13 protein-coding genes are annotated in these 12369 nt (G+C 70.4%); 6 read left to right on the top strand and 7 right to left on the bottom strand.

Annotation, left to right across the window (positions count from 1 at the left end):
• Positions 1–106 precede the first annotated feature (106 nt).
• Both ACODT5_RS41260 and ACODT5_RS41255 read right to left on the bottom strand, forming a co-directional pair.
• Positions 107–1003 carry an AraC family transcriptional regulator gene (locus ACODT5_RS41260; protein WP_422524089.1) on the bottom strand — a complete coding sequence of 299 codons (897 nt, stop codon included), beginning with the start codon at positions 1001–1003 and terminating at the stop codon, positions 107–109.
• Between the two features lie 145 nt (positions 1004–1148).
• Positions 1149–2972 (bottom strand): AMP-dependent synthetase/ligase, encoded by a 1824-nt coding sequence (locus tag ACODT5_RS41255; RefSeq protein WP_422525191.1) that lies wholly within the window; start codon positions 2970–2972, stop codon positions 1149–1151.
• A gap of 289 nt (positions 2973–3261) precedes the next feature.
• Between ACODT5_RS41255 and ACODT5_RS41250 the strand changes: the two genes are divergently transcribed.
• Positions 3262–3849: a DinB family protein gene (locus tag ACODT5_RS41250; protein ID WP_422524088.1), complete on the top strand. Its 588-nt coding sequence runs from the start codon at positions 3262–3264 to the stop codon at positions 3847–3849.
• Positions 3850–3880: 31 nt separating this feature from the next.
• Here ACODT5_RS41250 and ACODT5_RS41245 read toward each other — a convergent pair whose 3' ends face one another.
• Positions 3881–4087, bottom strand: coding sequence for a hypothetical protein (locus ACODT5_RS41245; RefSeq protein ID WP_422524087.1), 207 nt, complete (start codon positions 4085–4087; stop codon positions 3881–3883).
• Positions 4088–4134: 47 nt separating this feature from the next.
• Between ACODT5_RS41245 and ACODT5_RS41240 the strand changes: the two genes are divergently transcribed.
• Positions 4135–4713: a hypothetical protein gene (locus ACODT5_RS41240; RefSeq protein ID WP_422524086.1), complete on the top strand. Its 579-nt coding sequence runs from the start codon at positions 4135–4137 to the stop codon at positions 4711–4713.
• A gap of 4 nt (positions 4714–4717) precedes the next feature.
• Here ACODT5_RS41240 and ACODT5_RS41235 read toward each other — a convergent pair whose 3' ends face one another.
• Entirely contained in the window at positions 4718–5206 is a 489-nt protein-coding gene (locus ACODT5_RS41235; protein ID WP_422524085.1) for a hypothetical protein, read from the bottom strand.
• Positions 5207–5456: 250 nt separating this feature from the next.
• Between ACODT5_RS41235 and ACODT5_RS41230 the strand changes: the two genes are divergently transcribed.
• From ACODT5_RS41230 to ACODT5_RS41215, 4 genes are all read left to right on the top strand, one after another.
• Positions 5457–6332, top strand: a complete 876-nt coding sequence (locus ACODT5_RS41230) for a hypothetical protein (RefSeq protein WP_422524084.1) — start codon at positions 5457–5459, stop codon at positions 6330–6332.
• 177 nt (positions 6333–6509) lie between these two features.
• The gene (locus ACODT5_RS41225; RefSeq protein WP_422524083.1) at positions 6510–7088 is read left to right on the top strand and encodes an O-methyltransferase; all 579 of its coding nucleotides are present in this window, start codon (positions 6510–6512) and stop codon (positions 7086–7088) included.
• Between the two features lie 231 nt (positions 7089–7319).
• Positions 7320–8417, top strand: a complete 1098-nt coding sequence (locus ACODT5_RS41220) for a MerR family transcriptional regulator (RefSeq protein WP_422525190.1) — start codon at positions 7320–7322, stop codon at positions 8415–8417.
• A 259-nt stretch (positions 8418–8676) separates the two neighbouring features.
• Complete coding sequence (locus ACODT5_RS41215) at positions 8677–10137, top strand: recombinase family protein (protein ID WP_422524082.1); 1461 nt, start codon at positions 8677–8679, stop codon at positions 10135–10137.
• Positions 10138–10203: 66 nt separating this feature from the next.
• Here ACODT5_RS41215 and ACODT5_RS41210 read toward each other — a convergent pair whose 3' ends face one another.
• From ACODT5_RS41210 to ACODT5_RS41200, 3 genes are all read right to left on the bottom strand, one after another.
• A complete protein-coding gene (locus ACODT5_RS41210; RefSeq protein ID WP_422524081.1) occupies positions 10204–11583 on the bottom strand; it encodes a dicarboxylate/amino acid:cation symporter in 1380 nt (459 codons plus the stop codon).
• A gap of 145 nt (positions 11584–11728) precedes the next feature.
• Positions 11729–11836 carry a putative leader peptide gene (locus tag ACODT5_RS41205; protein WP_356510414.1) on the bottom strand — a complete coding sequence of 36 codons (108 nt, stop codon included), beginning with the start codon at positions 11834–11836 and terminating at the stop codon, positions 11729–11731.
• Between the two features lie 185 nt (positions 11837–12021).
• Complete coding sequence (locus ACODT5_RS41200; RefSeq protein ID WP_422524080.1) at positions 12022–12345, bottom strand: DUF4229 domain-containing protein; 324 nt, start codon at positions 12343–12345, stop codon at positions 12022–12024.
• Positions 12346–12369 lie beyond the last annotated feature (24 nt).

Below are 12369 nucleotides of genomic sequence, written 5' to 3'. Positions count from 1 at the left end.
GCGATCGGCCAGGGAGCCGCACGGGTGACGGCGCCCGGGAGGGCCCGGCCGGTGCGGCCGGTGCGGCCTGGACGGCCGGGGCAGCCAACTCAGTCGCCGCGAGCCGTCACGCGGGTTCGACCGGCAGCCACAGCTCGCAGGTCGCGGTACTGAAGTCGGCCGCCCGGTCGAGGACCGCGACGATCGAGGGGCCGGGCCGCAGGCGCCACGGGTTGGAGGGGAACCACTCGGTCGCGGTCGCGGCCCAGGCCGTCTGCAGGGCCTGCGGATGCGGCCCTGCGGTGCGGAAGACCGCCCACCTGCCGGCCGGCACCTCGATGGCGTCGAGGTCGTCGGGAGCCGGGGTGGCCCGGGAGACGGCGACTCCGTGCAGGTAGGTCAGTTCGCTCCCCTCCGTGGCGTCGGGGTCGACGTCGTCGGAGACCTGCAACAGGCCCGCCGGCTCGGTGTCGCCGAGCGCCTTCAGCCGGAGGTGCCCGGCGTGGGGCAGTGCGGTGATGTGCTGCTGGATGTGCGGGTTGACGCCCTGGTGGACGAGCGGAACGCGGGCCGCGTGTCCGACGAGCCGGAACGCGGGGCGGTCGACGAGGCGGGTGTCCATGGGGATGCTCCCTTCGACGGTCAGGCGGATCCTGAGCCGGGGTTGTGTGCGCAGGGGGCCTCCGTCCCGGCGGACGTCGCTGAGACCGGCGCCGTGGACCGCGCGGAACGCCCGTCCGAACGCCTCCGTCGAGCCGTATCCGTGCCGGACGGCGATGCTCAGCAGATCGTCCTCGCCCCGGACCACGTCGGCGGCGGCCACGGTCATGCGGCGCCGGCGCACGTACTCCGACAGCGGCATGCCGGTCAGCGAGGAGAACATGCGGCGCAGGTGGTACTCGGTCGTGCCGAGCTCCCCGGCCAGTCCGTGGACGTCGAGCTCCCCGGGGTGCTCCTCGTCGAGGTGTTCCACGACGAGGCGCCCCTCCACGAGGTCGACCAGCCGGTTGAGTGCCGAGATCACGAGGCCTCCTTTCGAAGTCCACCCTGCCCGGCGCCGCCCCGGCCGGACCCGACCGCCGCGATCCGATCCGGTCATCCGTCGTCCGTCGTCCGTCATCCGTCATCCGCCGGAACGGACGTGGAGCCCACGTACGCGCTACGGGCCCTCAGGAGGACCGGTACAGCGCGTCGATCTCCCGTGCGTAGTCCCGCACGATCACGCCCCGCTTCAGCTTCAGCGAAGGCGTCAAGTGCCCCCGCTCCTCGGTGAAGTCCCCCGCCAGCACCGCGAACCGGCGGATCGACTCCGCCCGCGACACCAGCCGGTTCGCCTCGTCCACCGCCCGCTGGAGGTCCGCCCGCAGTTCCTCGTCCGCGACCAGCTCCCTGATCGGTACGCCCACCTTCTTGTGCATCTGCCGCCAGTGCTGGAGCCCCTCCGGTTCCAGGGTGATCAGCGCGGTGACGTAGGGCCGGTTGTCGCCGACCACGATGCACTGGCCGACCAGCGGGTGGGCCCGCAGCCAGTCCTCCAGGGGCGCGGGGGCCACGTTCTTGCCGCCCGAGGTGATGATCACGTCCTTCTTCCGCCCGGTGATCGTCAGGTACCCGTCCGCGTCGAGCTCCCCGATGTCCCCGGTGCACAGCCACTGTTCCCCGCCGACCGCGATGCCGCTGTTCCAGTACCCCGCGAACACGTGCGGGCCCCGCAGCAGCACCTCCCCGTCGTCCGCGATCCGTACCGCCGTCCCCGGCAGCGGCCACCCCACCGTGCCGAGCCGGGGCCGCAGCGGCGGGGTGACGGTCGCGGCCGCGGTCGTCTCCGTGAGCCCGTAGCCCTCGAAGACCTCGATGCCCGCGCCCGTGTAGAAGGCGGCGAGGCGCCGGCCGAGCGGGGAGCCGCCGCTGAGGATGTACCGGACGCGCCCGCCCAGTGCGGCCCGGATCCGCCGGTACACGAGCGGTTCGTACAGGGCCCTGGCCATCCGCAGGCCCAGCCCCGGCCGCTTGCCCTCCACGACCGCGACCTCGCCGAGGCTGCGCGCGATCCGCGCCGCCCGGTCGAAGGAGGAGGCCCGGCCCATCTTCTCGGCCGTCGCGCGCGCGGTGTTGTAGACCTTCTCCAGGACGTACGGGATCGCCAGCAGGAACGTCGGCCGGAAGCCGGCCAGGTCCGCGAGGAGGTCCTCGCTGCTGATGCTCGGTGCGTGGCCCAGCTTCACCCGCGCCCGCATGCACCCGACGGCCACCATCCGTCCGAAGACGTGCGACAGCGGCAGGAAGAGCAGGGTCGAGGCCGGGTCCTTGCTGACCGACTTGAAGACGGGGTGCAGCAGCTCCACCGAATTGTCCACCTCGGCGAAGAAATTGGCGTGTGTCAGCACGCACCCCTTGGGCTGCCCGGTCGTCCCGGAGGTGTAGATCAGCGTCGCGACGGACTCCGGCGCGCACCCGGCCCGCCGGGCCGCCACGACCTCGTCGGGCACGTGCTCCCCGGCCTTGACCAGCCGGGCCACGGCCCCCGTGTCGAACTCCCAGAGGTGGCGCAGCCAGGGCAGGTTGGCCCGCTCCGAGCTGATGATCCGCGCCTGCACCTTGTCCTCGACGGCGCAGGCCACGGCGCCCGAGTCCTGGATGATCCAGCGCGCCTGGATCGCGGAGGAGGTCGGGTAGACCGGTACGGTGATCAGCCCGGCCGCCCAGCCCGCGAAGTCCAGCAGGGTCCACTCGTAGGTGGTCCTCGCCATGATGGCCAGCCGGTCGCCGGGGCGCAGGCCTTCGGCGATCAGCCCCTTCGCGACGGCGAGCACCTCCGCGGCGAACTCGGCGGCGGTGACGTCCCGCCAGGTCCCGTCCCGCTCCTTGCGGGCGAGTACGGGCTCCCTCGGCGCCTCCCGGGCATTGTCGAAGGGGATGTCCCCGAGGGACCCGCGGACCGGCACCGGGGCCAGCGGGGGCACCCACACCTCGCGGACCCGGCCCTCGATCACGGTCTTGACGGGCTCGACGGCCTTGAGTGGCTGGACTGGCTTGACGACCCTCACCAGGCTCGATTCGGCGGTCACGGCGTGCCTCCCTGGCAGGACGGAGTGTTACCGCCGGTAATTTACTTAGCGGTAACCACTGCTGAACACCCCTGTGCCCGCCTTTTCACCGATGCTCCACGCCACGCCACCCGCACCCCCACCCCACGCGCACGCCTGCGCTCACGCCTGCACTCACGGGCGGGTGCGGCGGTAAGCCGATGTCGGAAGATCATCCGTACGGAAGAATCCCCCCATGACCTACCCCGACCCGAACCCCAAGGCCGAGCTGCACTTCTACCTCCAGTCGGCCCGCGAGGCCCTCCTCTGGAAGCTGGAAGGCCTCTCGGAGTACGACGCCCGCCGCCCGCTGACCCCGACCGGCACCAACCTCCTGGGCCTGGTCAAGCACGCGGCCTCCACGGAGCTGGGCTACCTCGGCGACACCTTCGCCCGCCCCTCCGGCGAACCCCTCCCCTGGGTCGCGGAGGACGCCGAACCCAACGCGGACATGTGGGCCACCCCGGACCAGTCACGCGCGGACATCGTCGGCCTCTACCACCGCGCGTGGGCGCACGCGGACGCGACGCTCGAAGCCCTCCCCCTGGACACGATCGGCACGGTCCCGTGGTGGCCTAAGGGCGACAACGAGGTGACCCTCCACCACGCCGTGGTCCGCGTCGTCTCCGACACCCACCGGCACGCCGGCCACGCCGACATCCTCCGCGAACTCCTGGACGGCACCACGGGCATGCAGCCGGCCAACGTCGGCGTCCCGCAGGCCGGCCCGGGCTGGTGGCAGGCCCACCACGCCCGCCTGGAACAAGCGGCCCGGGAGGCCTGAGCAGGACCGGGCCCCAAGGACGCCGCACACCTCAGCGCCGCTCCGCCCGGGCCTGCTCCGCCCGGGCCCGTTCCGCCGCGTCCATGACCGCATCGGCTATCCGGTCCGCCCGCACGTGCCAGCCCCGCCATACCGCCATGTTGCTCTTCTGGCACACCACGGAGAAGGCGTCGCCGACAAGCCCGCGCGTCCCGATGCTCAGCCCGTAGTACCCGCCGGACACATCGATGACGTCCACGAGCGGGATCAGCCGCCGGGCCGCATCCAGGCGAATGGAAGACCACGATGAACGCCATCACTGTCACGTCGGCCGGGGCCGGAGTCCGCGAGGGCGACGGGATCTCCGCCCGGCCCGCCCCGGAGGTGTCCCGCGGCATCACCTGGGCGGCGTACGCCGTCCCCCTGTGCGCCCTGCCGTCGGGACTGTGGCGCATCGCGCTCGTGGCGGGCCGGCCCGACTGGTACGCGGGCCACGTGTGGCTGCCCGGGGAACGGCCGTACGTCCTGTCGCTCTCGCTGATCGCCGAGTGCCTCGCGCTGCTCACCCTCGGGCTGGTCCGGCCGTGGGGCGAACAGCTGCCCGCCTGGCTGCCGTTCGTCGGAGGCCGTGCGGTGCCGGTCCGCGCGGCCGTCGTCCCGGCCTCGATCGGCGCGCTCCTGATCACGGCACTGGGCACGTACGCGACCCTGAACTACTTCTTCCGCTTCGTCCCGCCGCTGAACGACAACGGTGAGGCGTTCCCGACCAGCGGCCCCGGCGCGTGGGCACTGTGGGCCTGCTACGTCCCCGTCCTGGCGTGGGGGCCGTTGCTGGCGGTGGTGACCCGGGCGTACTACGTGCGCCGGAACCGCGGAACGCGGTAGCCGTTCAGCCGTACGGGTTGAGCGCCCAGAAGCGGACGGTGTCGCTGCGGCGGTCGAACCACAGGTGGGTGAGGTGGCCGTCGCCCTCGCGGTCGAGTTCCTGCGACCGGATCCACTGCGGATCCTTCGGCCCCTCGCCCACGAGCGGCCTCTCGAACCACGAGGAGAAGTCGTCCGTCGGCCCCTCGGAAACGAAGGCGTGGGCCGCCGTCAGTTCGGCGAGTTTGCCCGGTGCCAGTCGGCAGAAGCCCGAGATCACCAGCTCCGGAGACGGCAGGGTCCGGTCATCGTCGTCCCGGCTGGTCACCCACTGGGCGCCGGTGAGCGGGCCCAGCAGCGGGAACGCCTGCTCCAGCGGCGCGGCGTCGGTGCGCCACTCGACCTCGGACTCGCCCTCGTCCTCGTACCCGTCCGTCCCCTGCCGCAGGACCCACCAGGTGGGCAGGACCGCCATCCCCGCCGCCGCCACGATCCACTTCCGCCGATCCAACACGACTCCCCCGTCCCCGATTTCGCGGCAGCCTATCCGGCGCGGACAGCTCGCCCCCGGGCCACCCGTGCAGGGCCCCTCGCACCGGGCCCGATCGTCTGTCACACGCCTGTGACGCGGACTGGACTATTCCGCACACACAAGATCACTAATTTTCTGTCTGCAGCCAACAGCCCGAACTGGGCGGCGTCCACCGGAAGAGACCACGGCATACGGCTCTCCTTCACCCACAGCAAAGCTCCAAGGAGTCGTCATGCGTACCGCCCTCCGCGCCACCACCGCCGCCCTCGCCCTCATCGGCGCGGTGATCGCCGCCCCCGCCACGGCGTTCGCGGCCTCTTCCCCGGCCCAGCAGACCTCCCCCGCACGCAGCCAGGTCATCACCGAGAACTGCATCAAGAGCCAGATCATCCCGTCCCTGTTCGACGGCTACACCGTCAAGCTGACCAACAGCGCCCACACCGGCGCCAAGGCCCAGCTGCGCAACGAGGACGGCAAGGTCCTGGCCACCGTCGACCAGTCCAAGCCCGTGGACCTGGCCAGCGGCCTGAAGATCGACGGCGTGCTGTCCACCGCCCCCGTCTTCAAGCAGCGCACCCAGGGCGGCGACACGCCGTGGACCGCCGCCGCGTTCCCGAAGCTCCCCAAGGAATGCCACACCGCCGGCAGCCTCTACTCCACCACCACGTACGGCGGCCTGACCGTCAAGACCTACAAGGCCGGCCCGCAGCTCTTCAGCTCGCACATCATCGAGAACGGCAAGCGCGTCGGCTTCCTACACCCCGCGGCCACCGCCTACCAGGACGTCCGCAAGGTCGGCCAGCGCTACGTCCGCCTCACCATCGACGGCGAGATCCACAGCTGGACCGGCGCCACCACCGTCTCCCCCAAGCTCGGCGTCTACAAGGTCGCCGGCGGCACCAAGGTCCGCCTGGTCAAGAAGGACGGCCTGTACGGCGTCCAGATGACCTCGCACGGCACCTGGAGCAACTGGACCTACTACGCCAAGGGCAAGTCCGTCATCCTCCAGGACAACAACACCATCATCGTCCTGAACGCGAACGGCACCCTCTCCAACTTCGTCTACGGCTTCGCCCGCCAGACCGCACCGGTCTGGAACAACGCCTGACCGACCACCGACCGTCCGCCGACCGGCCACCACCCCGGTCGGCTACGGCATTTCCGGCCGGCCCTCTCCGGTCACGTACGCGCCGTCCCGCAGCAGTCGGCGGGGCCGCGGTCGGCATCGGCGGGCCGTGCCGGGAATCGCCTTGCCCGGGGCGCGCCGCCCTCGGATGATCTCCGCATGGACGATACTCCGCACCAACTCCCCTCCGACCTGCCCGTGTTGCGTGCCAAGGCTGCCGCCGCGGGCTTCACGCTGTCCTGCGAGGACCGTACGGGCAGCCTCCTGGCGGCGCTCGCCGCCGGGCGGCCCGGGGGACGGATCCTCGAGCTCGGCACCGGTGCGGGCGAGGGCGCCGCCTGGCTCCTCGGCGGTATGGACCGGGCCTCCCGACTGACCACCGTCGAGCTCGACGCCGGCGTCCAGGCCATCGCCCGGGAACAGCTGGGCTCCGACCCGCGGGTGACCTTCGTGGCCGGGGACGGCGGCGCGTGGCTGGAGGAGTTCGACGGGGCGCCCTTCGACCTCGTCTTCGCGGACACCTGGCCGGGGAAGTTCACGCACCTGGACCGGGCCCTGGAACTGGTGGCTCCCGGCGGGACCTACCTGATCGACGACCTCCTCCCCCAGCCCGGCTGGCCGCAGGACCACGAGGCCTCCGTCGAACGCCTCCTGGCCGAGCTGGCCGCGCGCGAGGACTTCCGGTGCGTGCGCCTGGCCTGGGCGAGCGGACTGCTGATGGCGGTACGGGCGGCCTGACAAGGCCTCGGGAACGTCAGGCGGTGCCGAGGACCGTCGCCGGGTCGGCGTCCGCCGGCTCGGCGTCCGCCCGGACACAGCTGCCCCCGCTGTCAGAGGCGGTCCGGCCGCAGCTCCACGTACGGCCGCTCACCGTGCACGTCCGTGATGTCGATGGCGGTGCCCACCCACTCTCTTGACCCTCACGTGGCGTCAGGCCGCATAGTCGTGGCCGTGGAGGATCACTGGACCGTGGGACGTGTGGCCGGGCTTGCCGGCGTGAGCGTCCGCACGCTGCATCACTATGACGAGATCGGCCTCGTCCGGCCGTCGGCACGGACCTCGGCCGGGTACCGGGCCTATTCGGTGGGCGACGTGGAGCGCCTGCGGGAGGTGCTGGCCTACCGGCGGTTGGGCTTCGGGCTGCGGGAGGTCGCGGAACTGGTCGGCGACCCATCCAGCGACGCGGTCGCGCACCTGCGCCGCCTGCGTGGCCTGCTGCTGGAGCGGCGTGATCGGGCCGACGCCATGGTGGCGGCCATCGACAGGGAGCTGGAGACACGGGCGAAGGGACTCAACGTGACACCCGAGGAGCAACTGGAGATGCTCGGTGCACGGCTGTACGACGCGATCGGCGGCGCCTACACCACGACACGGCGTACCGAGCCGCGGATCGCCGCCCAGATCTGGGACGCGCTCGGGGACGCGCAGAGCGTGCTGAACGTCGGGGCCGGCACCGGCTCCTACGAGCCGACTGATCGCAACGTGACCGCGGTGGAGCCATCAGCGGTCATGCGGGGGCAGCGCCCTGCCGACTCGGCACCGTGCGTGGCCGCCGCCGCGGAGAACCTGCCGTTCGAGGATCGTTCCTTCGACGTCGCGATGGCCGTCTCCACCGTTCACCACTGGGGTGACCCGATCGCGGGCCTCCGCGAGATGCGGCGCGTGGCCCGCCGCGTGGTTGTGCTCACGTTCGACACCGACGAGCCTGGATGGCAGGACCGGTTCTGGCTCACCCGCGACTACCTGCCTGAGTTCGCCGCCGTCCTCGCAGAATTCCCCTCGCTTGACGGGATGGCCGACGCGATCGGCGCCCGCGCTGACCCGGTGCCCGTCCCGTGGGACTGCGCCGACGGCCTGTTCGAGGCGTACTGGCGCCGGCCGGAGGCATATCTGGAGGATCACGTGCGCCGTGCGATGTCGGTGTGGACGAGGGTCGGGCCGGAGGCCGAGCAGCGGGCGGTACGAAGCCTCGGCGCCGACCTCGGCTCCGGCCGGTGGGCCGAGCGCAACAGCGACCTCGCCGACCTCGACGCCGCAGATCTCGGCCTCCGCCTGCTCATAGCCTGAACCGCGTCGCAGCGTCAGTGCATGGCAGCTCCTGGACGGCCCGCCGGATCGTCGCGCTCCGAAAACCTCCCCGACCGGCTCGGCGGGTGCCCGACCAGACGTCCGTCGGACCCATCGCCGAGACCGACCTCTGCCTCGGCGGCCGGCTGCGCCGGGGCCGGGTCGCCCAGGACAGACTGGCAAGCCGCGACCGTAACCGCATCATCGGTATGTACGTTGAACAGCGCGCAGGTGATTCGTCCGGAACCCGGGGTGGGACATGGCCAAGCCGAAGCGCGTGGGGATTTACGTCCGGATCAGCAAGGACCGCAAAGGCCGGGAGTTGGGCATCAAGCGGCAGGAGACAGCATGCCGCGAGCTGTGCGAGCAGCGCGGATGGTCCGTACACAAGATCTACTCGGAGAATGACACGTCGGCATCGACAACGAGCCGGAAACAACGGCCTCAGTACGCCGAGATGTTGCGGGATGCCAAAGCCGGAGTGATCGATGCCGTCGTTGTGTACTCGATCGACCGCCTTACACGTCGCATCTCCGAGCTCTCGAACTTCCTGGATGAGCAGAAGGCATGCGCCTTCCAGTTCACCACCACCGAAGGTGAGGACACGTCGTCGGCCTCCGGACGCCTGATCCTGACCATCAAGGGTGCGGTAGCCCAACAGGAGACGGAACGCATGGCCGAGCGCATCAACGGGGCGCTCCTCCAGCGTCGGGAACAAGGCAAGCCACACGCAGGCGGCAAGCGGCAGTTCGGCTTCAAGGCCGGGTCCCACTTCCAAGAACTGGACGACTGCGAGACCGAACTCATCCGCCTGGGCTACGAGATGCTCATCAGCCAGAAGACCCCGGGCGATGTGAGCCGGCTGTGGTCGGAGCACAGGACGACGACGCCGCAGGGAGCACCCTGGACAATCCAGGCAGTCAAGCGGGTGTACCGGTCCCAGCGCACGGGCGGCGTCATCACCTACAAGGGCCAAGACATCGGGGACAGCATCTATCCGAGCCCGCTCAAGCGCCAGGAGTGGGAGAACATCCAGGCCGTTCTCGATCGCCGCGCAACGCCGGCGACTCAAGGCTCTGGCAAGCGGAAGCACGTCTACTCGGGGTTCCTCAAGTGCGGGTACTGCCAAGGGACCATGCGTGTCCAGTGGGCGACGATCCAGGGCCGCACCTTCCGCCGAACGCTCTGTCACTCCGGCCAGAGAGGCGGGATCGGCCGACTCGGGTGCGGGAAGGTCAGCCGGAGCTACGGATGGATAGAAGAGCGGCTGAACGAGGTGGTCGAAGCAGCACTACGGACGCGGCGGCCGACGCCGCCCACCGCCCCGGATGAGGATCTGACAGACGAGATCAAGAGCCTGGAGGAGCGCGTCCGTCTCCTCCGGCTTCGTTGGAAAGAAGGCCACATGGCCGATGAGGACTACTTCGACTCTCTGACGCATCTCCGCGTAGGGCTCCAACAGCTTCGAGCACGTGAGACCGCCGCCGTCGTTTCAGGAGCCCGAACCGAGACGGATGCACTGGCGGTGTGGCGGGACGAGAGCGAGGAGACCTTGGAGCGACGTCGGGCGATCGTGGCAAGCGTGATCGAAGAGGTCGAGGTCTTCAGCGTCGGACGCGGCCGCAGGAAGCCACCCGAGGCCGACTCCATCAAGATCACGCGTGCCGGTGCGGATTCGGGTGCTCCGCGGACGGAGGCCACCTCCCCGGATCGGGAGTGAGATGCCGGAGCGCCCCGGATCAGTGGGATCCGAGGCGCTCCTGTCGTCGAAGCAGGCCGACCTGCCTCAGGCGGGAACCGGCACGGCGACCTTGCGTTCGTCCAGTGCCTCCAGGTCCTCCAACTTGTCCTCACGGACGTCGTCGTACCCCTCGATCGCCGACGACGTCACCGAGTTGTAGGCGTCGCGGTCGAGAATGCCTTCGCGTGCGGCGACGATCAACGGTGATACGACTTGCCCGGCCACGTTCGTGGCGGTGCGCATCATGTCCAGGATCGGGTCGATCGCCATCAGCAGGCCCACGCCCTCCAGCGGGAGGCCCAGCGTGGAGAGGGTCAGGGTCAGCATGACCGTGGCGCCCGTCAGGCCGGCCGTCGCGGCGGAGCCGATGACCGAGACGAAGGCGATGAGGAGGTAGTCGGTGATGCCGAGCTGCACGCCGAAGATCTCCGCGATGAAGATCGCGGCGAGCGCCGGGTAGATCGCGGCGCAGCCGTCCATCTTCGTGGTGGCGCCGAACGGGACGGCGAAGGAGGCGTACTCCTTCGGGACGCCGAGGCGCTCGGTGACCTTCTGGGTGACCGGCATGGTGCCGACCGAGGAGCGGGAGACGAAGGCCAGCTGGATGGCCGGCCAGGCGCCCTTGAAGAACTGGAGCGGGTTGACCTTGGCGACGGTCCACAGGAGCAGCGGGTAGACGCCGAACATCACGAGCGCGGAGCCGACGTACACGTCCACGGTGAAGGTGGCGTACTTGCCGAGCAGGTCCCAGCCGTACGTGGCGATCGCGGTGCCGATGAGACCGACGGTGCCGATCGGGGCGAGGCGGATGACCCACCACAGGGCCTTCTGGAGCAGCTCCAGCACGGACTCGGCGAGGCTGAGCACCGGCTGGGCCTTGGCGCCGAGCTGGAGGGCGGCGATGCCGGCGACGGCGGCGAGGAAGACGATCTGCAGGACGTTCAGCTCGGTGAACGGCGTGATGACGTCGGTCGGCACGATGCCGGTCAGGAAGTCCAGCCAGGACCCTTCGCGCTTCGGCAGCTTGCCGTCCTGCGGGGTGAGGCCGGTGCCGGAGCCCGGGTTGGTGAGCAGGCCGATGGCGAGGCCGATGGCCACCGCGATCAGCGAGGTGATCATGAACCAGAGCAGCGTGCGCGAGGCGAGCCGCGCGGCGTTGTTCACCTTCCGGAGGTTGGTGATCGACACCAGGATGGCGAAGAAGACGAGCGGGGCGACGGCCAGCTTCAGGAGCTGGACGAATATGTCGCCTATCTGCTCCAGGGTCGTACCGAGCCAGCTGATCTCCTGGCTGCGGGAGACCCAGCCGAGCAGGACGCCGAGCACGAGGCCGGTGACGATCTGGGCCCAGAAGGGGAACGAGAAGGAGGACTTCTTCGCCGGGGCGGAGGCCTCGGCGGCAGGGGTCTGCGGTGACGCGGACACGGACACTCTCCGGGTGGTTCTGCGGTTTCTGCGGTGGGGTGGTGGTGCGGTGCGGCAGCACCCGGAAAAGCCAAGAGCCGGGCGGGCGGGACCGCTGCTGTGCCAGAGCTGGTCGCGGAACTGGTCGCGGAACTGGTCGCGGGACTCAGCGACAACAGCAACAGGCCGCGGACGCGCGGCGGCAGAGGTCGACGTGCAGGCGCGCCACGAGCGGAACGCTCGTGATCGTCTGGTGCGCTGCTGTCGTCAACATGTTGAACACGCTAACACTTCACCTTTGGGAATCTCAAAGTCTCCCTTTGAGGCAAGGGGTGCCGGAAGCGGGCCGCGGACCCCGGCGGAATCCGGCCAACTCCCTGGAAAACGCCGAAAGCCCCGGCGTCACGGGTGGTGAACCCGGAGCCGAGGCATTTCGGTGTGTGATGAAGCTAACTGGCCCTACCGGCCGGCGCGCGCGGCCTCGTCGACCTCGTCGACCGCGTCGTCCTCCTGGCTGCGGTTCGCGGCGAGCTTGTCCTTCGCGCCCGCGACGCGCCCGGCGATGACCTCGGACATCTCGTCGCGCTGCTTGCGCAGCAGCACGAAGGAGAGCGGGGCGGAGAGCACGAGGGCGAGCAGCACGACCCAGGCCGGGTTGGCGTCACCCAGACCGGAGGGCACCCAGCCCAGCCGGACCAGACCGGCGACGAGGACGAGGCATCCGACGAAGATCCCCAGGCGCATCGCGGTGTACCGGATCGTCGCGCTCGGCTTGAGGGACACGGTGACCCCTTCTCTCTCGTCGTC

Source organism: Streptomyces tatrensis, from assembly GCF_049310065.1.
In the GTDB taxonomy this organism is placed as follows: domain Bacteria; phylum Actinomycetota; class Actinomycetes; order Streptomycetales; family Streptomycetaceae; genus Streptomyces.
This window is presented reverse-complemented; position numbering and strand designations above follow the sequence as displayed.

Bases quoted from the DNA above. Each gene is read 5' to 3' on its own strand.
- ACODT5_RS41250 (WP_422524088.1), top strand. From the start codon at position 3,262: ATGACCTACCCCGACCCGAACCCCAAGGCCGAGCTGCACTTCTACCTC.
- ACODT5_RS41240 (WP_422524086.1), top strand. From the start codon at position 4,135: ATGAACGCCATCACTGTCACGTCGGCCGGGGCCGGAGTCCGCGAGGGC.
- ACODT5_RS41230 (WP_422524084.1), top strand. From the start codon at position 5,457: ATGCGTACCGCCCTCCGCGCCACCACCGCCGCCCTCGCCCTCATCGGC.
- ACODT5_RS41225 (WP_422524083.1), top strand. From the start codon at position 6,510: ATGGACGATACTCCGCACCAACTCCCCTCCGACCTGCCCGTGTTGCGT.
- ACODT5_RS41215 (WP_422524082.1), top strand. From the start codon at position 8,677: ATGGCCAAGCCGAAGCGCGTGGGGATTTACGTCCGGATCAGCAAGGAC.
- ACODT5_RS41205 (WP_356510414.1), bottom strand. From the start codon at position 11,836: ATGTTGACGACAGCAGCGCACCAGACGATCACGAGCGTTCCGCTCGTG.